The organism is Brucella ciceri (assembly GCF_041930145.1).
Lineage (GTDB): Bacteria > Pseudomonadota > Alphaproteobacteria > Rhizobiales > Rhizobiaceae > Brucella > Brucella intermedia.
In genome coordinates this window covers 84,137-110,125 of the sequence record NZ_JBHEEV010000003.1, presented here as the reverse complement: position 1 = coordinate 110,125, position 25,989 = coordinate 84,137, and the positions used below count along the sequence as shown (strand labels likewise).

Below are 25,989 nucleotides of genomic sequence, written 5' to 3'. Positions count from 1 at the left end.
TCCAAATCCGCAATCAGGAAGCGCGCTTCAATTCAGGCTTGTCGAGAGGCAAATCGCCGAAGGTCACGATGGTCGGGCCGGAGAGACGGATGCGTTCGCGCAAGCGGATCGGGTAAAGCCCCTCCTCGCGTTCCTCGACATCGATCACGTTCACATCCACGACCAGATTGGCTTTCGCGGCAATCTTCCCAGCGTCTTCAAGCGCCTCGACGGCCTCCGCATGACGGGCGACCAGCGCGCCGTCGATGGTTTCCTGCCAGGAGCCATCGGCACCAAGCCACACAGCCTGCCCGTCGATGAGGCGGTTTGCAGTGAGAACTTTTACGACCATTTCCAAACTCCAAACTTTTGTTAACCGCGCATCCTGCGCTCTAACTTTTTGTTTTTGAGCGCATCTTGTCCGAAAACCGCTGCACACTTTTCGGGATGCGCTCTTAGGCTGCGACGGAAACCGGCTTGAGCGCCAGCGCTTCGGCCTTGTCGATTGCTGCACCAGCGACCGCATCGCCAATGATCACCAAGACCGGGCCGGAAAGCTCCTTGCGGCTTTCGAGATCCGGCAGATCCTTCAACGTTCCGTGGAACAGGCGCTTGTCCTGACGGCTCGCATTTTCCACGACTGCCACGGCAGTATCTTCATGCAGGCCCGCCGCAATCAGGCGCGCGGCAACGGAAGCCGCGACCGTCGACCCCATATAGACGGCGATGGTTGCACCGGAGACGGCAAGCTTTGCCCAGCCCGGCAGCACATCGCCGGTCATGTCGTGGCCGGTCGTAAACACCAGCGAGGACGCGACGCCGCGCAGCGTCAGCGGCAGTTCCATATCAGCTGCGGCGGCGAAGGCCGAAGTAATGCCGGGCACGATCTCGAAGCCGATACCGGCGGCACGCAATGCCGCCATTTCTTCGCCTGCGCGTCCAAACACCAGCGGATCGCCGGATTTCAGTCTCACGACGCGCTTGCCTTCCCGGCCGAGCGTTACCAGCAGGCGGTTGATCTCTTCCTGGCTCTTGGAATGGCAGCCCTTGCGCTTGCCGACGGCAAGGCGTTCCGCGTCACGGCGGCCCATGGCAATGACACCCTCCGGCACCAGGGCATCATGCACGATCACGTCGGCTTCCATCAAAGCGCGGTGCGCCCGCAGGGTCAAAAGGTCCTCGGCGCCGGGACCGGCACCCACCAGCCAGACATAGCCGGATGCGTCCAGCGGCCACTCGATGAGATCATTTGCAGCGCGATAAGCCCCTTCACGGTCGCCATCTTCAATGGCGCGCGAAACGCTGCCCGAAAAGAAACCGCGCCAGAAGCTGCGACGCGCCAGCCCTTTCGGCAGCACGCGCTCGACCAGCGGACGCCAGCTTTCGGCAAAATGCGCAAGCTCGCCGAGGCGGGGCGAAAAGGCGGCATCGATCCGCGCACGCACCATCTGCGCCAGTACCGGGGCCGAACCTTCGGTGCCGATGGCGATTGCGATGGGGGCGCGGTTGACGATGGCTGGCGTCAGAAAATCGCAAAGCGCAGGCCGGTCCACCACATTCACCGGAACCTTCTGCGCTTTGGCCAATGCAGCGACGGCGCGATCCTGTGCTTCATCGCCGGTCGCGACGAAGACGAGCTTTGCGCCTTCCAGGTGCTCGCTGGCAAAGGGAGCTGCGACATGCTCCACATCATGCGCGGCGATGAAATCGGCCAGATGGCGTTCCGTTTCCTCCGCGACGATACGAATGCGGGCGGAGGTCTGCGCCACGAGGCGCGCCTTGTTCAAGGCTTCCTCGCCGCCGCCAACGACGACAACCACCTCGTCCGAAACCCGGAAGAAGGCGGGAAAATCAGCCAGCAGACGCTTCTGCGAAAAAGACATGAGCACCATCCTTTGAAGCATTTCCAGCGAAAGCGGATACCGGTTGTCCGGAAAAGCATCAGGCAACAAGACGGTGCTATTATTCATGGAAGGGCCTTGCTTTATAAGAAACGCCCTTGCGCGCGAAAATCTCGCCGCGCATCACTTTTTCTCAAATCAGGCAATTGCAGGATTTTCATTCCCGGAAGCGGAGCAAATATACTCTACAATTTTTATAGGATTTACATAGACTTATAAGTAATTGCGGCTGGTGAAGAATGCTGGCACATGCTTCGGCCACCGCCTCGGCAGCACGGCGATCAGGTCGAAACGCAGCGACAGTCGGGCATGATCGGGCTGGCGTTGCAGCCAGAGATCGGCTGCGGCTTCGATACGGTGCATGGCTTGCGGCGTGACGGCCAGTTGCGCAGCTTCGAGGCTGTTCCGCGCCTTGACCTCGACGATGAGCACCAGATCGCCGCGCCGGGCGATCAGGTCGATCTCGCCAAGCCTTGTGCGATAACGCCGCGCGACGACCCGAAAACCCTTGAGGAGAAGCACCACCGAAGCAAAGCGCTCGGCGCTATGTCCGCGAAAGAAAGCAGTTCGCTTTTTCTCGCGGAGGTCCGTCATGGCTGATCCGATTTCAGTTGCATGAGGCGCTGATAGAGCACCGATTTCTGCCCGCCGGTCATACGCGCCGCCTCGCCTGCGGCCTTGGATGGCGGCAGTTCGGCGGCAAGCGACAGAAGCAGCCTGTCGATATCTTCTTCGCTTTGGGCAACAGCATCGCCGACAGGCGGGCCAACCAGCAGTACGACCTCGCCGCGAATACGATCCTCGCCATCGAACTTTTCCGCAAGTTCACCCAGCGATGCCGTGACAACGGTTTCATAGGCCTTGGTCAATTCGCGGCAAAGCGCGCCCGCGCGTTCCGCTCCGAAAGCGGCAGCCATGTCGGCCAGTGTCGCGGCCGTGCGGTTGGGCGACTCGTAGAACACCAGCGTTGCGTCGATATTTTTGAGGCTCTCAAGCTTCGACAATCGCTGTCCGTGCTTGGACGGCAGGAAGCCGCAGAACATGAAGGCATCGGTCGGCAGGCCGGAAGCGGCAAGTGCGGCCAGAACGGCGGAAGCACCCGGAACAGGCACGACACGGATGCCCGCCTCGCGCGCCTCCCCCACCAGCCGGAAACCGGGATCGGAAACAAGGGGGGTTCCCGCGTCGGAGACGAGCGCGACGCTTTTGCCCGCCGTCAGCGCAGCAATCAGCTTTTCACCGGCCTCTGCGGCATTGTGCTCGTGATAGCTGATCGGACGGCGCGCTATGCCATAGCGGTCGAGCAGGACGCGGGTGACACGGGTATCCTCGCAAGCCAGAATATCGACGGAAGCCAGCGTTTCAATGCCGCGCAGGGTCATATCGCCGAGATTGCCGATAGGGGTCGAGACGATATAAAGCGCAGGCTCCAGCGGTCGGGCACGCATCACCGTGCCGCCCACCACATATTCCCGCCGCTCACCGCCCGTTTCATCCGTCATCATGCGTCCTTCAGTGTCTGAATCAAGCGGCCAGATCGGCGACCAACGCATCCAGCACCAGCGCGCCATCCGGCGTTGCGCGGATGAAGCTGCCATCCATCGGTTCGATCATGCCTTCCGCGATCAGTTTCGCCAATCGCTTTTCGTCGACGGCATGGCCTGAAAGCCGCTCGTAACGGGCAAGGTCGATGCCTTCACGCAAGCGCAGGCCCATCATCAGGAACTCGTCGCCTTCCTGCTCGCCATCGAGATATTCTTCCTCGATAATGCCGTGGCCGTTGCGCTCGACCTTGTCCAGCCAGGTTTCCGGGTGTTTTTCGGTCATGGTGACGGTACGCACATCGTTTTCCACGAACCGCCCATGGGCGCCGGGACCGATGCCGACATATTGCCCGTAACGCCAATAGACGAGATTGTGCTGCGACTCGCGCCCGGGCACGGCGTGGTTGGAAATTTCATAGGCCGGAAGCCCGTGCTCAGCCGTCACCCTTTGCGTTTCCTCATAAAGGGCTGCGGCGTGATCCGGGTCGGGCGTCGTCAGCTTGCCCGCCTTCCAGAGATTGTAGAACTGCGTGCCTTCCTCGATCGTCAGCTGGTAAAGCGACAGGTGATCGGCAGCAAGGCCGATGGCTTCCTTCAGCTCCTCGCGCCACGCCTCTATGGTCTGGTTCGGGCGCGCATAGATCAGATCGAAGGACAGGCGCGGGAAAATCTCACGCGCCAGCCGGATTGCCGCCTTGGCTTCCTCGACCGAATGCATGCGCCCAAGACGGCGCAGATCGGGATCGTTGAGCGCCTGAATGCCGAGCGACACGCGATTGACGCCTGCCGCGCGATAGCCGCGAAAGCGATCCGCTTCCACGCTGGTGGGATTTGCCTCCAGCGTCACCTCGATATCCGGTGCAACGGACCAATGGGACGCAATCCCATCGAGAAGAGCGCCAACCGTTTCGGGCTGCATCAGCGACGGCGTGCCGCCGCCCAGAAAAATGCTGGTGATCGTGCGCGGGCCGGTGCGTTCGCGCAGGCATTCCATCTCACGAAGAAACGCCTCGGAAAAGCGGGCCTGATCGACCGGCTTGTGCCGAACATGGCTGTTGAAGTCGCAGTAGGGACATTTGGCCAGGCAGAAAGGCCAGTGCAAGTATACGCCGAACGCATCTTCCCCGTTTGCGCGCGCGATCGGTATCGCCCCGGCGGTATTTGCGCGGGCAGCGTCCATTGCCTGCAAAGGGGGAAACAGCTTGTTCATTTCGCAGGCGCCGCTTCCACATTGAGCGCTTTTTCGGCAAAAAGCTTGAAGGCGCGCGCACGGTGCGACAGGGCCGAAGCGTCGCCCGGTTTCCAGCCATGCTTCTCGTCGGCGGTCATTTCGCCGAAAGTCTTTTCATAGCCGTCAGGCAGGAAAATCGGGTCGAAACCGAAACCGGTATTGCCCCGCGGCGGCCAGACAATCGTGCCTTCGACCTCGCCACGGAAATATTCCGCCTCGCCATCGGGCCAGGCGAGACAGATGACCGATACAAACCGTGCCTTGCGCTGCTGCGGTTCAAGGGCGCCTTTTTCCTGCAGCAGGTTCTCCACCTTCTGCATCGCCATGTCGAAATCGCGGGTACCGTCCTCGGTCTCGGCCCAGTTTGCCGTGTAGACCCCCGGATCACCGTCAAGCGCATCGACCATCATGCCGGAATCGTCCGAAAGGGCGGGCAGTCCCGTTGCTTCGGCAGCCGCGAGCGCCTTGATATAGGCGTTTTCCTCGAAAGTCGTACCGGTTTCATCCGGCTCCGGCAGGCCAAGGGCAGCTACAGAACTGACCTCGAAACCGAACGGGCCGATCAGGCCGTCGAATTCCTTCAGCTTGCCCGCATTGTGCGAAGCAACGATCAGCTTGCCCTGTTCCAGTTTTCTCATTTTCAGTTCCATAGTTTGGGTTCGGCAATCTCCAGCGAATTGCCGGACGGATCACGGAAGTAAATTGAATGCGCGCCATTCGGCCAATCGAACTCGGCCTCTATCGCCACGCCATGTCTTGCCAGATGGCTGCGCCAGCCTTCCATCTCCTCCCGGCTTGCGGCAAAACAGACATGACCGGGCCCGCTGGTGCCGTGGGCCGGTACGGGCAAATGTCCGGCGGGCGGCGGCTTCAACGTTTCTTCCGCCTTGAAGAGAAGCAATATGCCCTCTCCGCAGCGGAAAAATGCATTGCGCTCGCTGACTTTGCCAACCGGCTCCAGTCCCATTGTTCCCTGATAGAACTCTATCGCCTCGGCGACATCGCGGACATAGAGAGCGGTTTCAAGAATACGTGCTGCGCGCATGGATGAGGTCTCCTCGATATATGGAGCAGACCTCGTTCCTATCAGGCGACAGCCATTTTCTGCAAGGACACAAGACGATCAATGCCGCCGCGAGCAAGCTTCATCAGGCTGGCGAATTCTTCTTCCGAGAAAGGCGCACCTTCCGCCGTTCCCTGAACTTCAACGATCCCGCCCTTGCCGGTCATCACGAAATTGCTGTCGGTTTCGGCGACAGAATCTTCCGCATAATCCAGATCGAGCACCGGCTCGCCTTCATAGATGCCGCAGGAAATCGCGGCGATATGGTCTTTCAGGACCTTCTCGACGCGCACCATCTGGCGTGCTTCCATCCAGCGCAGGCATTCATGAAGCGCCACCCAGCCGCCGGTGATAGCCGCCGTGCGGGTGCCGCCATCGGCCTGAATGACGTCGCAGTCCACGGTGATCTGCACTTCGCCGAGCGCCTGCATGTCGACAACGGCGCGGAGGCTTCGTCCGATCAGGCGCTGGATTTCCTGCGTGCGGCCACCCTGCTTGCCAGCGGCGGCTTCGCGGCGCATGCGGTCGCCGGTCGAGCGCGGCAGCATGCCGTATTCCGCCGTGACCCAGCCCTTGCCCGTATTGCGCATCCAGCCCGGCACCTTTTCTTCAAGGCTTGCGGTGCACAGGACATGCGTATCGCCAAACTTGACGAGGCAGGAGCCCTCGGCATGTTTGGAGATGCCGCGTTCGAAAGAGACGGCGCGCATTTCGTCAGCCGCACGCTTGGATGGACGCATTGAGAATTCCTCGATTCATTTACCTGTGCGGCTTTTTAGGCTTCCCACACACAAATAGAAAGGCGCTCTGCCCGAAAAACCGACAGAGATGTTGAGAGCCCTGTCACTATAACCTAAAGCCTTTGACGCTTTGGCTTGTGCCCTTATATTTGGCCTATGTCATTCGTAAACTTCGCGACCATAATATGATGAAAACGCCGGAACACCAGCTTCTGAGTTCGCTCGACCAGCGTTCGCGCGATATTTTCAGGCTGATTGTGGAAACCTATCTGAACGATGGCGATCCGCTCGGTTCACGCAACCTGTCGCGATTGCTGCCGCACACGCTTTCGCCTGCGACCATCCGCAATGTCATGAGCGACCTGGAGCATCTGGGCCTTATCTATGCGCCGCATGTCTCGGCCGGACGCCTGCCGACGCAGATCGGACTGCGCTTCTTTGTCGACGCATTTCTGGAAGTGGGCGACCTGCCGCCGGAGGAACGCTCCTCCATTGAAGCGCAGGTTCGTTCCGCCGGCATAAACAATTCGGTCGAAAGCGTCCTGACAGAAGCAAGTCAGGTTCTTTCCGGCCTGTCGCGCGGCGCGGGCCTCGTGCTGGCCACCAAGGCGGAAGGCGCGCTCAAACATATCGAATTCGTTCGTCTGGAGCCGACCCGGGCGCTTGCAGTTCTGGTCATGCAGAATGGCGACGTCGAAAACCGCGTCGTCAACCTGCCCGTCGGCATCAGCAATTCGCAACTGGTCGAGGCATCGAATTTTCTCAACGCGCATATTCATGGCCACACGCTTTCCGAAGCCAAGGCGGAGCTGAAAAAGCTGACGGAAGAAACGCGGCAGGAACTCGACCAGCTGTCGCAGGAACTGGTTGCCCAGGGACTGGCGGTCTGGAGCGGAGCCGGAACGGATCAGCCGGCGCGGCTGATCGTGCGCGGGCGCGCCAATCTTCTGGAAAACATCCATGCGCAGGAAGATATCGAGCGGCTGCGCCATCTCTTCGATGACCTTGAAACCAAGGATGGCATGGTCCAGCTGCTCGATCTTGCGGAGGCGGGTTCGGGCGTACGCATCTTCATCGGTTCGGAAAACAAGCTTTTCTCCCTTTCCGGCTCGTCGCTGGTGGTGGCCCCCTATCGCGACAGCGAGCAAAGGGTTATTGGTGCCCTGGGGGTCATCGGGCCGACACGGCTCAATTATGCGCGGATCGTCCCGATGGTGGACTATACCGCACAGATCGTGTCCCGGCTCCTGCGTTAACTGTGAGACTTGCCGGGACAAACCAAGGCACTGAAAATAGACCTTGATTTTATTGGCATGAAACTCGATATCCGCCCCAGACGATAGTTTGTTTTTCGCATTATCCGACGCAAAGGCTCATGCAGTTTTGCTGGAAATGCTCTATTCAAGACGGAAGTAGCATCATGGCTGACGAAAAAAACAAATCCCAGAACCCCGATCTTGAGCAGCGCGATATCAACAATCCCCGGGATCGTGAGGCGCTCAACCGTGCTGCCGACGAATTTCTGAAGGCGCGCAAGGCCGAAGCCCGTGCAGAAGCTGCCGAGGACGAAGCCGAAGCGGAAGTGGACGATACCGCGAACCGGATTGCCATGCTGGAAGCAGATAATGGCGAACTGAAAGACCAGTTGCTGCGCGCCGCCGCCGAAATGGAAAACCTGCGCAAGCGCACCCAGCGCGACGTACAGGATGCGCGCACCTATGCGGTGACCAATTTTGCCCGCGACATGCTGTCGGTTTCCGACAATCTGCGCCGTGCACTCGAGGCTATCCCTGCCGAAGCCATGGCAACCGATGCCAGCCTCAAGTCGCTCGCCGATGGCGTCGAAATGACCGAACGCGCCATGCTCCACGCTCTGGAACGCCACGGCGTCAAGAAGCTGGAACCGGAAGGCCAGAAATTCGACCCGAATTTCCATCAGGCCATGTTCGAAGTGCCGAATGCGGATCTGCCGAACAACACCGTCGTGCAGGTCGTGCAGGATGGTTACGCCATTGGCGACCGCGTTCTGCGCCCGGCCATGGTCGGCGTCTCCAAGGGTGGCCCGAAGGCTACTGCCGACAATGGCGCTGCCGCTCCCGAAGGCAATTCCTGATCCGAACAAAAACCGACGAGAATTGGAGCGGCGGCTTTGTCTGCCGCTCTTTTCATATCTGCGGTCTGGTTTCCGATAACATGCATATTGCTATATTGGGACACACCGGTGAAAAGTTGTCACAGAGCATGCTTCCCGAAAGTGGGCACCGGTTTCGGGGGATTCCGGCGTTTCGTTTAAACGGGACATGCTCCGGCATGTGCGGAGGAGAGCAACAGCGTGACGATTCCTGAGTTTTTGAATTTCGCAGGCGTTTTCGTTTTCGCTGCGACCGGTGCTCTTGCCGCCTCGCGCCGCCAGCTCGACATTATCGGCTTTCTGTTCCTTGCCAATATTACCGGTATTGGCGGCGGGACATTTCGCGATCTGGTGCTCGGCGCGCCGGTTTTCTGGGTCGTCGAGCCCGCCTATCTGCTGGCCGGCACGCTGGCCGCGATCGTCGTCTATTTCACCGCGCACATGGTGGAGTCGCGCTATCGCGTCCTGCTCTGGCTCGATGCCATCGGTATGGCCGCCTATACGGTATTGGGTGCCGCCAAGGGGCTGGCGCTCGGTTTCGGGCCGTCCGTCGCCATCGTGACCGGCATTTCCACGGCCACGCTTGGCGGCATATTGCGCGACATGGTGGCTGGCGAGCCTTCCGTGCTGATGCGCCGCGAGATTTATGTCACGGCTTCGCTTGCCGGTGCGTGCCTTTATGTCCTGCTTGCCTGGCTGCATGTCGAACCAGCCATATGCGCAGTGGCGGCGGCTTTGACCGCCTTCGTCATTCGCGGGGGCGCCCTTTATTTCGGCTGGACATTGCCCGTCTATAAAAGCCGTCCCGGGCGCACCGAAGAAGAGCTTCAGCGCGACCGGATAATCAGGCCGGAATAAGCCTTATACCAGCCCGGCCTGGCTTGCGGCTGCCTGCAGGCTGAGTTGCGGGCGCGGGCCCATCTGCTGGATGATCAGGCCTGCCGCCAGCGAACCGAGACGCGCGCAATCTTCAAGCGAACGGTCGTTCGTATAGCCGTACAGGAAACCGGCGGCGTAAAGATCGCCTGCCCCCGTCGTATCGACCAGCGCATCGATTTCGATGGCGGGAACGGTCAGGGTCTGGTCGGGCGTGACCACGACCGCGCCTTTTTCCGAACGGGTGATGATTGAAAGCGCGCAATCCATGCGCACGGAGGCAATCGCCGTTTCGAGCGATTTCGTCTTATAGAGTGACTTGGCCTCGTCCTCATTGGCGAAGACGATATCGACCGTGCGCGAGCGCATAAGCTCCAGAAATTCCTCGCGATACCGGTCCACGCAGAACGGATCGGAAAGCGTCATCGCCATCTGGCGGTTTTTCTCATGCGCGATCTTCGATGCAAGGACAATGGCTTCCTTGGCGCGCGGCGGGTCCCACAGATAGCCTTCGAAATAGGTCACTTTCGCATCGGACACCTTGGAGGTTTCGACATCCTCCGGGCCAAGTTCCACACAGGCGCCAAGAAAGGTATTCATCGAACGTTCGCCGTCCGGCGTCACGAAAATCATGGAACGGGCGGTCGGCGAGCCATTTTCCAACGGGCGCGTATCGAAGGCGACGCCCTGCGCGCGGATGTCATGCGCGAAAACACGGCCCAGATGATCGGTCGCGACCTTGCCGAAATAGGCCGATCGTCCGCCAAGACTTGCAACGCCTGCTGCGGTATTTCCGGCGCTGCCGCCGGACATTTCCGTCACCGGGCCCGCAATGCGACCATAAAGCAATTCGGCACGATCCGCGTCGATCAGGTTCATCGCGCCTTTGACGATACCGTTTGTTTCCAGAAAAGACTCATCAGTGCGCGAAATAATGTCGACAATGGCATTGCCGATGCAAAGGACGTCGAATGTGGCCATGAGCGCGAGAAGCTCCCCTTTTGATTGGTCTCCTGTCCGCCAGAAGCAGATCGGTCACGTGGGTGCCGGTTTAGCCGTTTGCAATCCCTTTGGCTACCCTGCAAGCTTCCCTACCGTGATCGTGCGGCTTGCTTCGGAATGGAGGCATACCTATTTCCATCTTTGTCCACAGTCGGAATTGGGGCCAAAATGATCCTGGATGCTGCCTTGAAGGCTCTGAAGCGCCTGACCACACCGGAATTGCGCGCAGTTTTCTGGAAGACCCTCGGTTTGACGCTGTTGCTGCTAATCGGTCTTTGGGCCGCAGTCCGTCAAATCTTTTTTACTTTTGCCTGGCCATGGATGGAGCAGATATTGCCCGGCATGCCGGATTGGGCAGGCTGGCTCGGCATCGTTGCCGCCATCGTTGCAGGTCTTGGCCTGGCGCTTGTGCTCGCATTGATGATTGCACCCGTTACAGCGCTGGTAGCAGGCCTGTTTCTCGATGATGTCGCCGAAGTAGTCGAACGCGAGGACTATCCCAACGATCCTCGCGGCACGCCGTTGCCGATCGGCCGTTCCATCGTCGTTTCGCTGAAGTTTCTCGGCATCGTCATTATCGGCAATATCGCCGCCCTACTGATGCTGTTCATACCCGGCATCAACCTGATCGCCTTCTTCGTCATCAATGCCTATCTGCTCGGGCGGGAATTTTTCGAGTTTGCGGCCATGCGCTATCGGTCCGAAGCTGAGGCGAAGGCGCTACGGTCACATTATGGCGTGACGGTCTTTCTGGCCGGGCTGCTGATTGCAGGCTTCATGGCGATCCCCATCGTCAACCTTCTCACCCCGCTTTTTGCGGCAACGATGATGGTCCATCTGCACAAGGCGATCTCGCAGCGCGAAAGCAAGCTCACGCCTGCGGCGGCAAGGGGATAAGCGGCGCGGGCACGTCGCAGGTTTTCGCCGGATATTTGCAGATATCCGCAATCACGCATTTCTCACATTCGGGCTTGCGCGCCTTGCACACATAACGGCCATGCAGGATGAGCCAGTGGTGTGCGTGAAGCATGTATTCGGCTGGAATGACCCGGACGAGGATGGCTTCCACGGCCTCCGGCGTCTTGCCGGGCGCAAGACCGATCCGGTTGCCGATGCGCAGGATATGCGTGTCCACCGCCATGGTCGGCTGGCCAAAAGCCATGTTCAGCACCACATTGGCCGTCTTGCGGCCAACGCCCGGCAATTTCACCAGTTCATCCCGGTCGCCGGGAACCTCGCCGCCGTGATCGCGGATCAGGGCTTCGGACAGGAGGATGACGTTTTTTGCCTTGTTGCGCCAAAGACCGATGGTACGGATATAGTCGCCGACTTTTTCCTCGCCGAGCGCCAGCATTTTGTGCGGCGTATCGGCAACGGCAAAGAGCCCCCGCGTCGCCTTGTTGACGCCTGCGTCGGTGGCCTGCGCCGAAAGAACGACGGCGACAAGAAGCGTGAATGCATTCACGTGCTCAAGCTCGCCCTTCGGCTCGGGTCTCTGGATGGAGAAACGGCGGAATATCTCGTGAATTTCATCCGCCGTATAAAGCGTGCCCCGCACCCGACGCTGGGAACGGGCAGGAGATGCGTTCACGGGCGATTTGATTTTGGCCTTTTCCATTCCGCCTCTATAATGGTTTCCCTATCGACAAAACAATCAGCAGCTTGACGCAGGCCGGATGCGGCGTTGCGAGATGATCTGAAAACGATGCACCACCCAGACGGCGCGGAACCCGACCGGTTCGACAAACCCATTTTCGAGGCCCTGCTCACGCCCTATCGTTCGCTGGGGCGGACGGGCTTTGCCGTGCTGATGGGAGCCCTGATCGGTTGCTGGATGTTCGTAGGCATTCTTTTCTGGTCCATCGGGGCCTGGCCCATCTTCGGGTTTTTCGGCCTTGATGTCCTGCTCATCTATCTGGCCTTCCGCTGGAATTATCGTGCCGCCCGGGCGCGGGAGGAAATCTCCGTATCGCGCTCCGCCCTGCATATTCGCAAATATGCGGCATCCGGCAAGGTGACCGCACATCGCTTCAATCCGTTCTGGACACGGTTCAAGGTTGCGCGAAAGCCTGACATTGGCATCACCGGCATGAGCGTCGAGAGCCGCGAGGCGAGCGTCGCGGTCGGCAAGTTCCTCAATCCCGACGATCGGGAAAGCTTCGCCACGGCTTTTGGCGCGGCTCTCGCCGAAGCGCGTCGGTAAGCGCTCCTAAAGTTCCCGGGTATCTTGCGCCTGAACTTCACCCTACGATGGAGTGAAGGAATCCGGATTGGCCCTTGAAGTCAGGCTTTTCACAAGCCATATCAGTTAGCGAAGAGTACGCCGTATGGGTTCTCTTCATAACGGTCGCTTCTCATCAAGGACTGATGCAATGACAAGAATGACACCGTTTTCGAGCCCTCTGCTGCTCGGATTCGACACGATGGAAAAGACGCTGGAACGGATCGCTAAATCCGGCGATGGTTATCCGCCCTATAATATTGAACGCCTGCGTGGCGAGACTGGCTCCGAACGTCTGCGCATCACCCTGGCGGTGGCCGGGTTTTCCAGCGACGACCTCGAAGTCATGACGGAAGACAATCAGCTCGTCATCCGCGGACGCCAGACCGACGATACCGAACGGGAATTTCTGCATCGCGGCATCGCCGCCCGGCAGTTCCAGCGCGTTTTCGTTCTGGCAGACGGTATGCGGGTTCTCGGTTGCGATCTGAAAAACGGCCTTTTGGCCATCGATCTCGACCGCCCGGAACCGGAGCGGCTGATCAAACGAATCAACATAGCGGTGAAAGACTGAAACTGTTCAGTTTTTGTTCAGCACAAGTCCGCTATATTGAAAATGTGAAGCTCTGAAGCGGCATGGTCGCAAATGACATGCCGACGAAATGGAGGCTACGACCATGAACCGACAGATATTCACCGAAAACGAATTCGCCCATCTCGGCGAAGGTGAAGTTGCCTATGTGCGCAAGATCCGTTCTGATGACCTTGCCCGCAGCTTCCCTGCCCTCCCACCGATCGAGCCGGGCCTGGAACTCTGGGCGCTGTTTGGCGCCAGCGGCGAGCCAATCGTGCTTTCCGATTTTCGCGCCACCGCGCTGCAGGGCGCACAGGAGCACGAACTGCGCACCGTGATGCTGCACTGATCTTTGGTGCGATAACGGCCATCGCCGGTATCGCGTCGCTGGCAGCATCTGCCTTCCCCGCACATCGTTTCTGCGAGCGGACAAACAAAACCGCCGTTCAAGCTGAACGGCGGTTTTGTTTACGAGAAACTATTTGAACTCAGGCCGCGTTGGACGCTGGCTGAGCGGTCAGGAATGAATAAAGCGCCTGCGCGTCATGCGTGCCGCGCAACTTCGCAACAGTATCGGCGTCGCGCAGCATACGGGCGATGCGCGAGAGAGCCTTCAGATGATCCGCGCCGGCATTTTCCGGCGCGAGAAGCAGAAAAACAAGATCGACAGGCTGATCGTCCAGCGCCTCGAAATCGACCGGGGTTTCCAGACGAGCGAAGATTCCGGCTATTTTGTTGATGTTCGCCAGCTTACCGTGCGGAATGGCAACGCCATTGCCCACCCCGGTGGAACCGAGGCGTTCACGCTGGAGAATTGTTTCGAAAACTTCGCGCTCAGGGAGACCGGTCAGTTCCGCAGCCTTCTCAGACAGAATCTGCAAAAGCTGCTTTTTGGAGCTGGCTTTCAGCGCAGGGATAATCGCCCCTGGCTGAATCAGATCACTAAGATCCATTCTCTCCGTTCCTTCTTCAATCAGGCCTTTTCAGCCCGGTTTTGGGAAGCGCACGCGGCCGCCGATCGCGGTCCGCTGCGTGCGCTTCAGGTTTGCCGTCAGGCGCGGGGCGCGGCCTGGCGGGTGACCATCGATGGATCGACCCAGCCGATATTGCCGTCCGCCCGACGGTAGACGATATTAACTTCATCATTGCCGGCATTGCGGAATACCAGAACCGGATTCTCGATGAGATCCAGTTCCACGACCGCCGACGCCACCGACATGGTGCGCAGGGCGACGGACGATTCCGCAACAATTGTCGGCGCGTAATCCGCCGGAAGATCCTCCTCTTCCTCCGGCAGGGGTGCCATAACACGATATGCAACGTCATCATAGATCGCATCCGGCTGCGTGGCAGGACGCGATTTCAGACGGCGCTTGTAGCGGCGAAGGCGGGTTTCGATCTTGTCCGCAGCCGCTTCGAAAGCCAGTTGCGGATCCTGTGCCTCGCCAGTGCTTTGCAGAGTCGCACCGCTATCGAGGTGCAGGGTGCAATCGGCACTGAAACGCGAACCGGACTTGGTGACCGTAACCTGTCCGGAAAAGCCATGATCGAAATATTTGCCGACCGCTTCATTAACCCGATCAATGATCCGGGTCGTGAAAGCTTCACCGACGTCCATATGCTTTCCAGATACACGCAGAGTCATTTGGCACACCTCATTTGCGTTACACCACAGAACCCAGTCTAATCACAAGGCGAGCGAAGCGCAAAGCGAACCAGCATCAAAGATGCTTTTCATCCAGTGCGTTTTCCAACCAGATCCATGATGCCGACGAGCTTCTCAGGCGCACTCTCCGCAGAGGTGTTGAAACACCTTCCGAAAAGCCTTTGAAGTCCTGGCTGCTCCCGGAAAAGCCCGTTGACGGGGTGGTTGCCACACATTTCTCTTACGTAACGCCCGGTTAGCGTCACCCGTTCGGATGACATGCCTTGGAACGCCACATTGTCCTTCCTTCAAACATATGCACAATCGCAATTTCTTCCAGAAATTACGCATTCCCGGACATTTCCCGCAGAAACATATGCTGGAAACGTCAATCTCATGCTTTCTCCCGAAAACCGGCCAATCCGGGAGATATGCTTCAATTCTGCTTTGGCGCGGCTTTCCGTATAACAAGCCGTATTACGGACCAGCGCCTCAGTTCACGCTGACCGCCTCTCGTGAAAGCCGGAAAACCGAGGCTTTAATTACGGGCCGCAGCGCGAGCCGGGCTTCTATTGGTTGAAATGGCGCTTGTCAATTGGCCCTCTTGCCACCTGGTCGCCCTGCAATGTCGATCTTTTCACAAATCGAGATCGAATTTTTCTGAATGAACAGCGCGACAAGTCAAAAATTTTAGAGCGTTCCTCCCCTGTTTTCACAGGAGAACGAAGCTTGAAATACATTTCGGGACCGCCTTGGCGGACGATCAGGAAGCCGACAATCTCGCCTTCTTTTCCCGCCTGCGTTGTACCGATGAGGCAATATTCATCGATTCCCGGTATTTTGCGACCGTTCTTCGCGCAATATCCACACCGTCCTTCTTGAGGGCATCCACGATGGCGTCATCGGAAAGCACGTCGTCAGGCTTTTCGGCGTCAATCATCTGGCGGATGCGATGGCGCACACTTTCGGATGAATGCGCGTCGCCTCCCTCGGACGAGGCGATGGAAGCATTGAAGAAATAGCGCAATTCAAACACGCCGCGTGGCGTCGCCATGAACTTGTTCGCGGTCACCCGGCTGATGGTGGATTCATGCATGCCGACCGCATCCGCGACAATGCGGAGGTTGAGCGGCTTCAAATGGGTCACTCCGTGGCGCAGAAAACCGTCCTGCTGCCGCACGATTTCCTGCGTGACCTTCAGGATAGTGCGGGCGCGCTGGTCAAGGCTGCGCACGAGCCAGTTCGCAGTCTGCATGCAGTCCGAGAGAAACGCCTTTTCCTCGGCTTTCACCGAGGCGTTCACCTCGGCATAATATTCATTGTTGACGATGAGGCGCGGCATGGCCGCGGCATTCAACTCGATGGCCCAGCCGTCATCGCGCGACGGCGTCACCAGCACGTCCGGCACGATGGCATCGGCGACCGAAATCTCGAACAATGCGCCCGGTTTTGGATCGAGCATGCGGATTTCGGTCAGCATATCGAGAATGTCGGCCTGATCGACGCCGCAAAGTTTCTTGAGCGTCGCGAAGTCGCGCCGCGCCAGAAGATCGAGATTGTCGATCAAAGCTTCCATCGCCGGATCGAACCGATCCTTGAGACGCAACTGTATCGTCAGGCACTCCCGCAGGTCACGAGCGAAAAGGCCATGGGGATCAAAGGTTTGCATGACACCGAGCACGCGCTCGATTTCGACCGTTTCCACGCCCAGGTTCTGGGCGAGCCCCACAATATCGACACGCAGATAGCCGCTCTCGTCCAGCGCGTCGGCAAGCGCGGTTGCGATGAACCGGTCCATCGTCGCGGAAAAAGTCAGCGCGATCTGTTCCGCCACATGCTCGCCCAGCGAAACCCGGCTCGCCGTGACCTGGTCGATGTCATAAGCGCTGGCTGAAACATATCCGTCGCCGCCAGCGGATTTCCATTGCGCGGCAAGGTCAGGCCCGATCTCATCGGAGCGACCCGGATCGTCGGGAAAGATGTTCTCAAGCGAACTGTCGAAGGTGGAAGAAAGGCTCTCCGCATCGCCGGAGACTTCCGTCTTGAACCAGTCGTCCTCCGACGCTTGGGACTCTATCTCTCCCTCATCGGCTTCTCCATCGTCGCGGACGGAATCCGAGCCTGCAAAATCATCATTTGCTGCCTCGATTCGGTCCAGAAGCGGATTTTTTTCAATTTCGGCGTCGAGAAACTGCTCCAGCTCCACATGCGTCATTTGCAGCAGTCTTATCGACTGCATCAACTGGGGAGTCATTACCAGCGATTGCGACTGACGGAAATCGAGCTTGGGCGACAATGCCATGCGACGCGTTATTCTCCCCGGTTTACCCCTGCCGACCTCCACGGACCGCATGTTCAGGCCGAACGGAATGAAAACTGGTATGAACCTTGCTTGTCAATTCAGAATGCGCGTTTTTCAAGCAAAAGGGGAAATTAGTCGCGGAAGGGATGGGCAAATGTGGAGGCGCACTGTTTCGCGCGCTCCCAGATCATGATGCGTCAACATGGGAATTTGGAGCGCCAGCCTGAATTCCTTCAGACCGATGGGCGCTCTAGAGAGTGAACTGGTCGCCGAGATAAAGCCTGCGCACGTCCGGGTTGGCAACGATTTCCGCAGGGCGTCCATGCGTCAGCACCTGACCGGCGTGAATAATGTAAGCGCGATCGATAAGGCCGAGCGTTTCGCGCACATTATGATCGGTGATCAGGACGCCGATGCCGCGGCTCGTCAGATGGCGGACAAGCTGCTGAATATCCGAAACGGCAATCGGATCGACGCCCGCAAAAGGCTCGTCCAGCAGCATGAAATTCGGGCGCGAGGCAAGCGCACGGGCAATTTCGAGACGGCGGCGTTCACCGCCGGAAAGCGAAATGGCGGGTGCCTTGCGCAAATGCGCGATGTGAAATTCTTCCAGAAGTGCGTCCAGTTCGGACGCGCGCTTGGAGCGATCCTTCTCCACCACTTCCAGCACGGCCTTGATGTTGTTTTCCACCGAAAGACCACGAAAAATGGACGCTTCCTGCGGCAGATAGCCAATGCCAAGACGCGAACGGCGATACATCGGCATCGATGTGACATCAAAACCGTCGATCTCGATGGAGCCCGCATCAGCCGGGACGAGACCGGTCACCATGTAGAAACAGGTAGTCTTGCCGGCACCGTTCGGCCCCAGAATGCCGACGGCTTCACCCGCCCGCACGCCAAACGACACGCCGTTGACGACCTGACGGCCGCGATAGCTCTTGCAGAGACCGCGTGCCACCAGCGTACCCTTGAGACGCGCCGACTTACCCGGCTGGCCGGGCATGGCTCCGGCAACATCGGATGGTGCGTTCACATTTTGCGATGCGTCTTGCGACCCGTCGGCCTTCTTGTTCCAGAACAATCCCACGCCTGCTCCGGTCAGTTCTGCTTGGGCGCAGCACCGCCCTGCTGTTGATCTTTCGGAGCCATGATGATCGATACGCGACCCTTGGACTGTCCCTTGCAGCTTTCGACATTGGCGCGTCCCGTATCGAGATGCGCGGTCAGCTTGCAGCCGGTCACGACATTGTCGCCATCGGTCAGCACCACCTTCTGCCCCTGGAGAACCATCACCTGGTTCTTGGCATCATAGCGGCCCGTATCGCCGGTTGCGACCTGGGTGCCAGACTTGAGATAGACTTTTCCAGAAATGTCGATGTGATCGATGCTCGACGAATCGAGGCCACCGACGCCAGCACTTGCCGGTTCCGGCGCCTGAGCGTCACCGTCCTTCTTGGCCTTGTTGTAATAGACCGTCATCTGGCCAGCCTTCAGCAGCGCATCGCCCTGCGAAACGGCAACATTGCCAGTGAAGACGGCAACGCCTTCCTTGTCGCGCATTTCAAGCTTGTCGGCGTCGATCTTTACGGGAGCCTTGCTGTTGGAAAGCTTCAGGCCGTTCACAGCCGCGCCTTCCTGCGCCAGAGAGGCTGCCGGGGCCGCGATCATGCCGAGCGCCAGAACTGCAAATCCCATCCGCAAAGTGCGGGCCATCGTACCCTTGTTCATCTTGCCCGTCTCGCGTTCCATATATCACCAGCTCCCCGAAGCATTCGACCATTCCTGGGCCGACATGCGGTCAGACGCAACATTAAGCACTTTGCGTCCAAATGGGAACATTCGGCATCGCAAAATGCGATCAAAAAAGCGGTTTAGAGCCTGTGGCATTCCGATTGCATCAGAATCACGCTCTAACAATTTGTTTTCGAGCACATTTCAATCCGAAACCGGCTTCGCAACGTACTCAAGCGCCCGCACAGATATGAATCGGTCCGAACGCTTCGCCTGTCCTCAAATCAGGCTTCCTTTTCAGGGAGCCTTGTTGGGCGAAACAACGCTGCCGTCAACGGTCATTCGAACCTTGTTCTCGAAAATCAGAACCTTGCCGTTGTCCTTGACCTGCATGCTGTCCGCCAGAATATGCGTGCTGCCGCTGCGGATGTCGACGGGCTTGTCGGTCGTGATCTGCCCGCTCTTCAGATTTACGTCCGCAGAATGCATCACCGCACGCAAACCATCATCCGTGGTAACAGTAAAGTCCTTATCAAGTTGCAAACGCCCATTGGCATTGTCGTAGACACCCGACGTCGCCTCGACCTTGGCCGTGCCCTTTTCACCAACCGGCAATTCGGCGGAAATGCCTTCCAGTGAAATCGCGCCGCTGTTCTTCGCATCCTGCGTCGCCTTGGCAGCGGTCATCGAATAGGGGCGGTTGTCCTTGGTGTATCCATTGAGGTGCGGGCTCGTCATGACAAGCTTGCCGCTTTCGCCGCCATTATTCACTTCCACCTTTATGGGCGTGTTCGGCGTCGCAAGAAACGTGTACCATGAGAACACGGCCGCCACGATAACAGCAGCCACCGGCAGCGCGGTCTTCAAGACGCGAACACGGACTGAATGGCGCTGTGCCGCATGGAAGAGCGCCTCTGCCTTCTCCGACGCCCCAAAACGCATGCCACCCTTGCCGCGACCCTGGGAGGTCACGTTCTGCGGCGCATGGCTGGGTGTCGTGTCGGCGGTCATGTTGCGTTCAGTTCCTCAATGCTTTCCTGGAATTCAATAATCGGCGCGCCTATGTCGCGCTTTTTCATTTCAATAAGGTTTATTTGGGGTGAAATAGACGGTCGCTCAATAGCTTCATACCGCACAAAACACCGCACCCGCCTCCCAACAGGACAGCAAGAACGGTTTATGTGCTTGATAATTCATCCCAATTTGCGCTCTACCAAGATTGGTAGAATGCTAATCAACTCTTTGATATCACAAATCTGGCCCAAATTACAGTCGGGTGTGGCGTCACCATGAAAGCTGAACCGGCAACAAACCGGGAATCGCGCGCGTCGTCATGACTATATATACCCGGTACGGGAGCATTTCGCGAAACAGGAACGATATCCGGCCAGTCCTATTTTTCGAAGAGACTTGCCGCATGCCTTCATTCAAGGCAAAAGGTGAACTGCAAGCGCGAACCACGCTATTTGAACGAACGGATGGACGGGAATGGCTCAAGACGCCGAAGCAATCATTGAACGCCGGAAATTGCGCAGAAAGCTGACAGTCTGGCGCGGAGCGTTCCTGCTTCTGATCGCAGCCCTGATCGCCGGTTTCGCTTCCTGGTCCATGCGCGGCACCAATTTCAGCCAGCCGCACATCGCCAAGGTTCGCATCGAAGGCACCATCTTCGAGAATGAGGAATTGCTGAAGCGCCTCGACAAGATCGCCAGGGACGATGCCGTCAAGGGTGTGATTCTGGTCCTCGATTCGCCGGGCGGAACGACGGTTGGCGGGGAAGCCATTTTTGAAGCCGTCCGCAAGATTGCCGAGAAGAAGCCGGTCGTGACCCAGGTGGGCACGCTCGCCGCGTCCGCGGGCTACATGATTGCCAGCGCATCCGATCATATCATCGCGCGGCAGACATCCATCGTCGGCTCCATCGGGGTCCTGTTTCAATATCCCGACCTCTCGAAGCTTCTCGATACGATCGGCGTGAAAGTCGAAACCATCAAGTCTTCGCCGCTCAAGGCGGAGCCCAACTATTTCAGCCCGGCCAGCGACGAAGCCAAGGGAATGATCAGCAATATGATCATGGATTCCTACGCCTGGTTCGTGGATATTGTCGAAAAACGCCGTTCATTTACGCATGAACAGGCGCTGGCGCTCGCCAATGGCGCCGTTTTCACCGGACGGCAGGCGCTGGACAAGAAGCTGATCGACGGGCTGGGCGGTGAAGAGGAAGCTGTTGCCTGGCTTGCAGGCAAGGGGCTCTCGAAGGATTTGCCTCGCCTGGAATGGAAGCCGGTCAACGACGATACCGGATTTTCGCTGCGCGACCTCATCATTCATGCCGGTGCGCGCCTCATCGGCGTGCCGCAGGAAGCCGATGGCATGTTGAAGCAGATTGCCAAGGAACGCATCTTTCTTGACGGACTTCTTTCGGTTTGGCACGTTGACGGTACGCCTGAAGCGAATTGACGCCGTCCGGGCAAACACACACAATATCCGGCTGATACCGGACGAAACAAACAGAAGAACAGGGGTTTAAAGCCGTGATCAAATCGGAACTCGTTCAGATTATCGCCAGCCGCAATCCGCATCTCTTCCAGCGCGATGTCGAAAACATCGTCGGCGCGGTATTCGACGAGATCACAAACGCCCTTGCCGAAGGCAATCGCGTGGAGCTGCGCGGCTTTGGCGCATTTTCCGTGAAAAACCGCCCTGCCCGCAGTGGGCGCAATCCGCGTACCGGCGAAACGGTGGATGTGGAAGAAAAGTGGGTTCCCTTCTTCAAGACCGGCAAGGAACTGCGCGACCGTCTGAACGGCGCAGTCTGATAGACGCTATGGCGGCAAAACGCATCATCGCCATCATCGTTCTTGTACCGCTCGCCGTGGTTCTGATTGCGTTGTCGGTTGCCAATCGCGCGTCGGTGCAATTCACGATCGATCCGTTCAATCCGGGCAATCCGGCCCTCTCCTATCAAGCACCGCTGTTCCTGTGGCTGTTTGGAGCACTTCTCCTCGGTGTCGTCATCGGCTCCCTGGTGACCTGGTTCACGCAGGGCAAGCATCGGCGCAAGGAACGGATGTACAAGCAGGAGGCGGCCCGCCTGCTTGAACGCAGCACAGCCGCCGAAAAGCGCAATATATCGGTCGCGAATTCCTGAAACGGCCTTTATTCTCGAACCCGGAAGCAAACTTCCGGGTTTTCGACCGCTGAAATATCCTTTGTGCGCGGTTGAACGTCGTTTTCCCCTTCCACACCGGCCCTGTTTATCCTACCTAGACCCCAATCATGATGATTGGAGTTTCGGGTGAAAGCGCCAAAGGGAAAAGGCAAAAAGCCGTCGGGCGGCAAGCAGGAGCGTGGTTTCGAGCGCACAAGACACGATGTGCCACGTCCGGAAAACAAGCTTGAGAGCAGGTTTGAAGGCAAGTCCGATAAGGGCTCATCCTTCAAAAAGCCGCGTCCCCAGTTCGCCAAGGCTGCACCCAGGCCTGCGGACGACAAACCCGCCGCTCCGCTTCGCGAAATCAAGCCCTATGCCGGCGCCCGCCCTGCTGAAAAGCTCCCGCTCATCCTCGAAACGGAACCGTCACCCGATTATGCGCTTCTCGACAGCGGCAATGGGTTGAAGCTCGAGCAATACGGCCCCTATCGGATTGTCCGCCCGGAAGGTCAGGCTATCTGGCTCCCGAACCTGCCTCAGAAAGAGTGGGATCAAGCGGATGCCGTCTTCACCGGCAATACCGATGAGGAAGGCATGGGCCGCTGGGCATTTCCAAAACTGCCGCTCGGTGAAACATGGCCGATGCAGCACGACGGCATTTCCTTTCATGGCCGTTTCACCTCATTCCGCCATGTCGGCGTGTTTCCCGAACAGGCCGCGCACTGGTCGTATATGGATGGGCTTATCCGGGACGGCGTAAAGTCCGGACGCAGCGTGAAAGTGCTCAATCTTTTTGGCTATACGGGCGTCGCCTCGCTGGTGGCGGCACGGGCCGGTGCGGAAGTGACCCATGTGGACGCATCCAAGAAAGCGATCCTGTGGGCGCGGGAAAACCAGGAAATGGCCGGGCTTTCCGACAAACCGATCCGCTGGATCTGCGAAGACGCGATGAAATTCGTGGCTCGCGAGGAACGCCGCGGCAGCTTCTACGACATCATCCTGCTTGATCCGCCTGCCTATGGGCGCGGACCGAGCGGCGAGGTCTGGCAATTGTTCGAGCATCTGCCCGCAATGGTCGATACATGCCGCTCTATCCTGACGCCGAAGCCGCTTGCAGTCATCCTGACCGCCTATTCGATCCGGGCTTCCTTCTTCGCCATTCATGAGCTGATGCGCGACCGTTTCACCGGTCTTGGCGGCACGGTCGAATCGGGCGAACTTATTCTGCGTGAACGTTCCGCCGACCAGTCGAAAGGGCGCGCGCTTTCCACATCCATGTTCAGCCGCTGGGTAGCAAAATGAGCCGTGACGACGATTTCTCAAAAGGCCAACGGACCGAATATTCGAAAGTCGGACAGGTCAAGGAAGTCACCAGCCTTACCAATCCCATTGTGAAGGACCTGCGCTCGCTGGCGCTGAAAAAATTCCGCGACCAGCAGGGCGTGTTCCTCGCCGAAGGGCTGAAGCTTGTCATCGACGCGCTGGAACAGGACTGGCGCATCAAGACGCTTGTCTTTGCGAAATCCGGCAAGGGCAACAAAATGGTTGAGCAGGTTGCCGCCCGCACCTTCGCCAAGGGCGGACTGGTGCTGGAAGTGACCGAGAAGATCATGGCCGCCATTACCCGCCGCGATAATCCGCAGATGGTGGTCGGCGTCTTCGAGCAGCAGTACCGCCCGCTTGCAAGCCTCAAGCCGAAGGGCAACGACGTCTATATCGCGCTCGACCGCGTGCGTGACCCGGGCAATCTTGGCACTGTCATCCGCACCGCGGATGCGGTCGGCGCCAAGGGCGTTATTCTGATCGGCGACACGACCGATCCCTATTCGCTGGAAACCGTGCGCGCCACCATGGGCTCGGTCTTTTCCATGCCGCTCTATAAGGTGAGCGAAGCCGATTTCCTCAACTGGCGCAGAGGCGTGTCCGGTCTCGTCGTCGGCACGCACCTGAAAGGCGCGGTCGACTATCGCACCATTCCCTATGCCAACAAGCCGGTCGTGCTGATGATGGGCAATGAGCAGCAGGGCCTGCCGGACAGCCTTGCCGGAGCCTGCGACAAGCTTGCCCGCATCCCGCAGGCGGGACGTGCCGATTCTCTCAATCTTGCCATCGCCACCGGCGTGATGCTCTACGAAATCCGTCGCGACGCGCTCACGCTTGATGAAAGGGCTTCCGGATGAAGCGGCACGCTGTCTGGTCCTCACTTTTTGTCGTCATTCTCACCATATTGATCGACCAGGGCGTCAAGCATCTGGTGGAAACACGGATGGGCTACGGCCAGCAGATCGACCTTCTGCCGTTCCTCGCATTGTTCCGCACGCACAATGAAGGCATCGCCTTTTCCATGCTGGCCTGGCTGCACGACTGGGGGCTGGTCGCGATCACGGCCGCAGTTATCCTGTTCGTGCTTTATCTGTGGTGGACCAACGCTCCGGACCGCATTTTCGCGCGTTGCGGTTTTGCGCTTGTCGTCGGGGGGGCTATCGGCAATCTGATCGACCGGGTGATGCATGGCTATGTCGTGGACTATATTCTGTTCCACCTGCCGACATGGTCATTCGCCGTGTTCAATCTCGCCGACACGTTCATAACCATCGGCGCTGGACTCATCATTCTGGAAGAATTTCTCGGCTGGCGGCGCGAGCGGGCGGCCCGCTGACAAGGCAGCTTGATCGGTTTCAGCCTTTCGCATAATTTAATCTCGTGAAATTATAAGATTTTTGAAGAGGATACGGTCCATCCACTTGAATTGACACATTGGTGACATGCTTCTGTCATCCTCGCGTAGCACTGAATCTGTAATGCTTCGGCCGAACTGGACGTCGTGTCCACGCAATCTTGTCCGAACATGGATTGGAATGGTTCCTGCTGAAATATCGGTGGGAAAGCCGTTCAGGAATACGTGAATAGACAAATCAGGAGCCATCATCATGACAGTACTGCTTGGAATGGACCAGCAAATCATTGATGATACCGTCATGTCAGGCTTAGAAGCACAACAGGCGCTGTTCGCGTCCGGCGGCGATCCCATCGTTCTGGGACGCATCGGATCGCTGGAAGTACGGCTTGCCAATTCACCTGAGGCCGTGGAAGCCGCGCAGGAATTGCGCTTTCGTGTCTTCTTCGACGAAATGGGTGCGCGCCGCGAAAGCATCGAGGCTGTAGAGCTTCGCGATGCCGACCGCTTCGACGCTATTTGTGATCATCTGCTTGTTTACGATACCGCCCTGCCCGTGCCGGAACACCAACAGATTGTCGGCACCTATCGTCTGATGCGCAGCGATCAGGCCGACAAAGCGCTCGGCTTCTATTCCGCCGATGAATATGACGTGCAGCGTCTGGCCCTTTCGCGCCCCAATCTTCGTCTGCTCGAACTGGGTCGCTCCTGCGTGAAGGCGGAATATCGCTCCAAGCGCACCGTCGAGCTGCTGTGGCAAGGCGCCTGGGCCTATTGCCGACGCCACTCCATCGATGTGATGTTCGGCTGCGCCTCCTTCCACGGGGCCGTGCCTGCCGCGCATGCGCTCGGCCTGTCGTTCCTGCATCACAACTGCCGGGCCACCCCGGACTGGGACGTGCGCGCCCTGCCGCACCGCTATCAGGCCATGGACCTGATGCCGAAGGAAGCCATCAACAACAAGGTTGCACTCTTCTCGATGCCGCCGCTGGTGAAAGGCTATCTGCGCCTTGGCGCGATGATTGGGGATGGTGCGGTGATCGATGAAGCATTCGGCACCACCGATGTGTTCATCATCCTGCCGATTGAGCGCATCTCCAGCCGCTACATTACTTATTACGGCGCTGAAGCGAACAGGTTTGTTTAGTCTGTAGATATTTCCCCTCGCCCTTCGAGACGGCCCTACGGGCCTCCTCAGGATGAGGGGAAATCATC

Annotated in this window: 30 protein-coding genes; 14 read left to right on the top strand and 16 right to left on the bottom strand. The window is 58.4% G+C overall.

The window, feature by feature from the left end; translation table 11 throughout:
• Nucleotides 1-13 precede the first annotated feature (13 nt).
• From JNC63_RS06870 to rph, 8 genes are all read right to left on the bottom strand, one after another.
• Nucleotides 14-331: a DUF2849 domain-containing protein gene (locus JNC63_RS06870; protein ID WP_006470893.1), complete on the bottom strand. Its 318-nt coding sequence runs from the start codon at nucleotides 329-331 to the stop codon at nucleotides 14-16.
• 103 nt (nucleotides 332-434) lie between these two features.
• Nucleotides 435-1,871, bottom strand: coding sequence for a siroheme synthase CysG (gene cysG / locus JNC63_RS06865; RefSeq protein ID WP_374846168.1), 1,437 nt, complete (start codon nucleotides 1,869-1,871; stop codon nucleotides 435-437).
• Between the two features lie 222 nt (nucleotides 1,872-2,093).
• The gene (locus JNC63_RS06860; protein ID WP_063619973.1) at nucleotides 2,094-2,474 is read right to left on the bottom strand and encodes a YraN family protein; all 381 of its coding nucleotides are present in this window, start codon (nucleotides 2,472-2,474) and stop codon (nucleotides 2,094-2,096) included.
• Complete coding sequence (rsmI, locus tag JNC63_RS06855) at nucleotides 2,471-3,382, bottom strand: 16S rRNA (cytidine(1402)-2'-O)-methyltransferase (protein WP_063620072.1); 912 nt, start codon at nucleotides 3,380-3,382, stop codon at nucleotides 2,471-2,473. The genes JNC63_RS06860 and rsmI overlap by 4 nt, the downstream gene beginning before the upstream one ends.
• Nucleotides 3,383-3,404: 22 nt before the next feature.
• Nucleotides 3,405-4,634, bottom strand: coding sequence for a radical SAM family heme chaperone HemW (gene hemW / locus JNC63_RS06850; protein ID WP_006465901.1), 1,230 nt, complete (start codon nucleotides 4,632-4,634; stop codon nucleotides 3,405-3,407).
• Nucleotides 4,631-5,293 carry an RdgB/HAM1 family non-canonical purine NTP pyrophosphatase gene (gene rdgB, locus JNC63_RS06845; protein WP_006470896.1) on the bottom strand — a complete coding sequence of 221 codons (663 nt, stop codon included), beginning with the start codon at nucleotides 5,291-5,293 and terminating at the stop codon, nucleotides 4,631-4,633. The genes hemW and rdgB overlap by 4 nt, the downstream gene beginning before the upstream one ends.
• A 2-nt stretch (nucleotides 5,294-5,295) precedes the next feature.
• Nucleotides 5,296-5,700, bottom strand: coding sequence for a VOC family protein (locus JNC63_RS06840; protein WP_006465899.1), 405 nt, complete (start codon nucleotides 5,698-5,700; stop codon nucleotides 5,296-5,298).
• 41 nt (nucleotides 5,701-5,741) lie between these two features.
• Nucleotides 5,742-6,458, bottom strand: coding sequence for a ribonuclease PH (rph, locus tag JNC63_RS06835; RefSeq protein WP_063619972.1), 717 nt, complete (start codon nucleotides 6,456-6,458; stop codon nucleotides 5,742-5,744).
• A gap of 185 nt (nucleotides 6,459-6,643) precedes the next feature.
• Here rph and hrcA point away from each other — a divergent pair, with 185 nt between their 5' ends.
• The 3 genes from hrcA (at nucleotide 6,644) to JNC63_RS06820 (ending at nucleotide 9,447) form a co-directional block, all read left to right on the top strand.
• A complete protein-coding gene (hrcA, locus tag JNC63_RS06830; protein ID WP_025089795.1) occupies nucleotides 6,644-7,714 on the top strand; it encodes a heat-inducible transcriptional repressor HrcA in 1,071 nt (356 codons plus the stop codon).
• A 164-nt stretch (nucleotides 7,715-7,878) separates the two neighbouring features.
• A complete protein-coding gene (gene grpE / locus JNC63_RS06825; RefSeq protein WP_006470898.1) occupies nucleotides 7,879-8,571 on the top strand; it encodes a nucleotide exchange factor GrpE in 693 nt (230 codons plus the stop codon).
• Between the two features lie 219 nt (nucleotides 8,572-8,790).
• Nucleotides 8,791-9,447 carry a trimeric intracellular cation channel family protein gene (locus JNC63_RS06820; protein ID WP_006470899.1) on the top strand — a complete coding sequence of 219 codons (657 nt, stop codon included), beginning with the start codon at nucleotides 8,791-8,793 and terminating at the stop codon, nucleotides 9,445-9,447.
• Between the two features lie 3 nt (nucleotides 9,448-9,450).
• On the opposite strand, the gene JNC63_RS06815 is transcribed toward JNC63_RS06820, so the two are convergent.
• Nucleotides 9,451-10,446, bottom strand: a complete 996-nt coding sequence (locus JNC63_RS06815; RefSeq protein ID WP_063619971.1) for an adenosine kinase — start codon at nucleotides 10,444-10,446, stop codon at nucleotides 9,451-9,453.
• 189 nt (nucleotides 10,447-10,635) lie between these two features.
• Between JNC63_RS06815 and JNC63_RS06810 the strand changes: the two genes are divergently transcribed.
• Nucleotides 10,636-11,364, top strand: coding sequence for a sulfate transporter family protein (locus JNC63_RS06810; protein WP_063619970.1), 729 nt, complete (start codon nucleotides 10,636-10,638; stop codon nucleotides 11,362-11,364).
• Here the strand turns inward: JNC63_RS06810 and nth are convergent.
• Nucleotides 11,339-12,085, bottom strand: coding sequence for an endonuclease III (gene nth / locus JNC63_RS06805; RefSeq protein ID WP_063619969.1), 747 nt, complete (start codon nucleotides 12,083-12,085; stop codon nucleotides 11,339-11,341). The two genes, JNC63_RS06810 and nth, sit on opposite strands and share 26 nt — an antisense overlap.
• A gap of 87 nt (nucleotides 12,086-12,172) precedes the next feature.
• Between nth and JNC63_RS06800 the strand changes: the two genes are divergently transcribed.
• The 3 genes from JNC63_RS06800 to JNC63_RS06790 all read left to right on the top strand — a co-directional run bounded on the left by JNC63_RS06800 (nucleotide 12,173) and on the right by JNC63_RS06790 (nucleotide 13,611).
• Nucleotides 12,173-12,670 (top strand): DUF2244 domain-containing protein, encoded by a 498-nt coding sequence (locus JNC63_RS06800; RefSeq protein ID WP_063619968.1) that lies wholly within the window; start codon nucleotides 12,173-12,175, stop codon nucleotides 12,668-12,670.
• A 169-nt stretch (nucleotides 12,671-12,839) separates the two neighbouring features.
• On the top strand, nucleotides 12,840-13,262 hold the full coding sequence (locus JNC63_RS06795) for an Hsp20 family protein (RefSeq protein WP_006470903.1): 423 nt from the start codon (nucleotides 12,840-12,842) through the stop codon (nucleotides 13,260-13,262).
• 103 nt (nucleotides 13,263-13,365) lie between these two features.
• Nucleotides 13,366-13,611 carry a BQ00720 family protein gene (locus JNC63_RS06790; protein ID WP_063619967.1) on the top strand — a complete coding sequence of 82 codons (246 nt, stop codon included), beginning with the start codon at nucleotides 13,366-13,368 and terminating at the stop codon, nucleotides 13,609-13,611.
• A 139-nt stretch (nucleotides 13,612-13,750) separates the two neighbouring features.
• On the opposite strand, the gene ptsN is transcribed toward JNC63_RS06790, so the two are convergent.
• The 6 genes from ptsN to lptC all read right to left on the bottom strand — a co-directional run bounded on the left by ptsN (nucleotide 13,751) and on the right by lptC (nucleotide 19,954).
• The gene (gene ptsN / locus JNC63_RS06785) at nucleotides 13,751-14,215 is read right to left on the bottom strand and encodes a PTS IIA-like nitrogen regulatory protein PtsN (protein WP_006465889.1); all 465 of its coding nucleotides are present in this window, start codon (nucleotides 14,213-14,215) and stop codon (nucleotides 13,751-13,753) included.
• A 98-nt stretch (nucleotides 14,216-14,313) separates the two neighbouring features.
• A complete protein-coding gene (hpf, locus tag JNC63_RS06780) occupies nucleotides 14,314-14,907 on the bottom strand; it encodes a ribosome hibernation-promoting factor, HPF/YfiA family (RefSeq protein WP_006470905.1) in 594 nt (197 codons plus the stop codon).
• Nucleotides 14,908-15,670: 763 nt separating this feature from the next.
• A complete protein-coding gene (rpoN, locus tag JNC63_RS06775; RefSeq protein WP_063619966.1) occupies nucleotides 15,671-17,209 on the bottom strand; it encodes an RNA polymerase factor sigma-54 in 1,539 nt (512 codons plus the stop codon).
• 250 nt (nucleotides 17,210-17,459) lie between these two features.
• Nucleotides 17,460-18,299, bottom strand: a complete 840-nt coding sequence (gene lptB, locus JNC63_RS06770) for an LPS export ABC transporter ATP-binding protein (RefSeq protein WP_006465885.1) — start codon at nucleotides 18,297-18,299, stop codon at nucleotides 17,460-17,462.
• An 11-nt stretch (nucleotides 18,300-18,310) separates the two neighbouring features.
• Nucleotides 18,311-18,961: an LptA/OstA family protein gene (locus JNC63_RS06765; RefSeq protein WP_063619965.1), complete on the bottom strand. Its 651-nt coding sequence runs from the start codon at nucleotides 18,959-18,961 to the stop codon at nucleotides 18,311-18,313.
• 279 nt (nucleotides 18,962-19,240) lie between these two features.
• Nucleotides 19,241-19,954 carry an LPS export ABC transporter periplasmic protein LptC gene (lptC, locus tag JNC63_RS06760; protein WP_021586380.1) on the bottom strand — a complete coding sequence of 238 codons (714 nt, stop codon included), beginning with the start codon at nucleotides 19,952-19,954 and terminating at the stop codon, nucleotides 19,241-19,243.
• 477 nt (nucleotides 19,955-20,431) lie between these two features.
• Between lptC and sppA the strand changes: the two genes are divergently transcribed.
• From sppA to olsB, 7 genes are all read left to right on the top strand, one after another.
• On the top strand, nucleotides 20,432-21,403 hold the full coding sequence (sppA, locus tag JNC63_RS06755; RefSeq protein WP_063619964.1) for a signal peptide peptidase SppA: 972 nt from the start codon (nucleotides 20,432-20,434) through the stop codon (nucleotides 21,401-21,403).
• A gap of 74 nt (nucleotides 21,404-21,477) precedes the next feature.
• Nucleotides 21,478-21,762 (top strand): integration host factor subunit beta, encoded by a 285-nt coding sequence (locus JNC63_RS06750; protein WP_004687882.1) that lies wholly within the window; start codon nucleotides 21,478-21,480, stop codon nucleotides 21,760-21,762.
• Between the two features lie 8 nt (nucleotides 21,763-21,770).
• On the top strand, nucleotides 21,771-22,094 hold the full coding sequence (locus JNC63_RS06745; protein WP_063619963.1) for a lipopolysaccharide assembly protein LapA domain-containing protein: 324 nt from the start codon (nucleotides 21,771-21,773) through the stop codon (nucleotides 22,092-22,094).
• 147 nt (nucleotides 22,095-22,241) lie between these two features.
• The gene (locus JNC63_RS06740; RefSeq protein ID WP_063619962.1) at nucleotides 22,242-23,399 is read left to right on the top strand and encodes an RsmD family RNA methyltransferase; all 1,158 of its coding nucleotides are present in this window, start codon (nucleotides 22,242-22,244) and stop codon (nucleotides 23,397-23,399) included.
• Nucleotides 23,396-24,277 carry a TrmH family RNA methyltransferase gene (locus JNC63_RS06735; RefSeq protein ID WP_063619961.1) on the top strand — a complete coding sequence of 294 codons (882 nt, stop codon included), beginning with the start codon at nucleotides 23,396-23,398 and terminating at the stop codon, nucleotides 24,275-24,277. Before JNC63_RS06740 ends, JNC63_RS06735 begins: the two co-directional genes overlap by 4 nt.
• Nucleotides 24,274-24,756, top strand: a complete 483-nt coding sequence (lspA, locus tag JNC63_RS06730) for a signal peptidase II (RefSeq protein WP_063619960.1) — start codon at nucleotides 24,274-24,276, stop codon at nucleotides 24,754-24,756. The genes JNC63_RS06735 and lspA overlap by 4 nt, the downstream gene beginning before the upstream one ends.
• Nucleotides 24,757-25,027: 271 nt before the next feature.
• Nucleotides 25,028-25,921 (top strand): l-ornithine N(alpha)-acyltransferase, encoded by an 894-nt coding sequence (gene olsB, locus JNC63_RS06725; protein WP_006465876.1) that lies wholly within the window; start codon nucleotides 25,028-25,030, stop codon nucleotides 25,919-25,921.
• Nucleotides 25,922-25,989: the final 68 nt, after the last annotated feature.

Bases quoted from the DNA above. Each gene is read 5' to 3' on its own strand.
- JNC63_RS06815 (WP_063619971.1), bottom strand. From the start codon at position 10,446: ATGGCCACATTCGACGTCCTTTGCATCGGCAATGCCATTGTCGACATT.
- lptC (WP_021586380.1), bottom strand. From the start codon at position 19,954: ATGACCGCCGACACGACACCCAGCCATGCGCCGCAGAACGTGACCTCC.
- JNC63_RS06800 (WP_063619968.1), top strand. From the start codon at position 12,173: ATGCACCACCCAGACGGCGCGGAACCCGACCGGTTCGACAAACCCATT.
- JNC63_RS06860 (WP_063619973.1), bottom strand. From the start codon at position 2,474: ATGACGGACCTCCGCGAGAAAAAGCGAACTGCTTTCTTTCGCGGACAT.
- JNC63_RS06745 (WP_063619963.1), top strand. From the start codon at position 21,771: ATGGCGGCAAAACGCATCATCGCCATCATCGTTCTTGTACCGCTCGCC.
- JNC63_RS06840 (WP_006465899.1), bottom strand. From the start codon at position 5,700: ATGCGCGCAGCACGTATTCTTGAAACCGCTCTCTATGTCCGCGATGTC.
- hpf (WP_006470905.1), bottom strand. From the start codon at position 14,907: ATGACTCTGCGTGTATCTGGAAAGCATATGGACGTCGGTGAAGCTTTC.
- JNC63_RS06735 (WP_063619961.1), top strand. From the start codon at position 23,396: ATGAGCCGTGACGACGATTTCTCAAAAGGCCAACGGACCGAATATTCG.
- sppA (WP_063619964.1), top strand. From the start codon at position 20,432: ATGGCTCAAGACGCCGAAGCAATCATTGAACGCCGGAAATTGCGCAGA.
- rph (WP_063619972.1), bottom strand. From the start codon at position 6,458: ATGCGTCCATCCAAGCGTGCGGCTGACGAAATGCGCGCCGTCTCTTTC.
- JNC63_RS06765 (WP_063619965.1), bottom strand. From the start codon at position 18,961: ATGGAACGCGAGACGGGCAAGATGAACAAGGGTACGATGGCCCGCACT.
- JNC63_RS06795 (WP_006470903.1), top strand. From the start codon at position 12,840: ATGACAAGAATGACACCGTTTTCGAGCCCTCTGCTGCTCGGATTCGAC.
- olsB (WP_006465876.1), top strand. From the start codon at position 25,028: ATGACAGTACTGCTTGGAATGGACCAGCAAATCATTGATGATACCGTC.
- nth (WP_063619969.1), bottom strand. From the start codon at position 12,085: ATGGAAAAGGCCAAAATCAAATCGCCCGTGAACGCATCTCCTGCCCGT.
- ptsN (WP_006465889.1), bottom strand. From the start codon at position 14,215: ATGGATCTTAGTGATCTGATTCAGCCAGGGGCGATTATCCCTGCGCTG.
- JNC63_RS06870 (WP_006470893.1), bottom strand. From the start codon at position 331: ATGGTCGTAAAAGTTCTCACTGCAAACCGCCTCATCGACGGGCAGGCT.
- rpoN (WP_063619966.1), bottom strand. From the start codon at position 17,209: ATGGCATTGTCGCCCAAGCTCGATTTCCGTCAGTCGCAATCGCTGGTA.
- hemW (WP_006465901.1), bottom strand. From the start codon at position 4,634: ATGAACAAGCTGTTTCCCCCTTTGCAGGCAATGGACGCTGCCCGCGCA.
- rdgB (WP_006470896.1), bottom strand. From the start codon at position 5,293: ATGAGAAAACTGGAACAGGGCAAGCTGATCGTTGCTTCGCACAATGCG.
- hrcA (WP_025089795.1), top strand. From the start codon at position 6,644: ATGATGAAAACGCCGGAACACCAGCTTCTGAGTTCGCTCGACCAGCGT.
- lspA (WP_063619960.1), top strand. From the start codon at position 24,274: ATGAAGCGGCACGCTGTCTGGTCCTCACTTTTTGTCGTCATTCTCACC.
- rsmI (WP_063620072.1), bottom strand. From the start codon at position 3,382: ATGACGGATGAAACGGGCGGTGAGCGGCGGGAATATGTGGTGGGCGGC.
- grpE (WP_006470898.1), top strand. From the start codon at position 7,879: ATGGCTGACGAAAAAAACAAATCCCAGAACCCCGATCTTGAGCAGCGC.
- JNC63_RS06790 (WP_063619967.1), top strand. From the start codon at position 13,366: ATGAACCGACAGATATTCACCGAAAACGAATTCGCCCATCTCGGCGAA.
- JNC63_RS06810 (WP_063619970.1), top strand. From the start codon at position 10,636: ATGATCCTGGATGCTGCCTTGAAGGCTCTGAAGCGCCTGACCACACCG.
- cysG (WP_374846168.1), bottom strand. From the start codon at position 1,871: ATGGTGCTCATGTCTTTTTCGCAGAAGCGTCTGCTGGCTGATTTTCCC.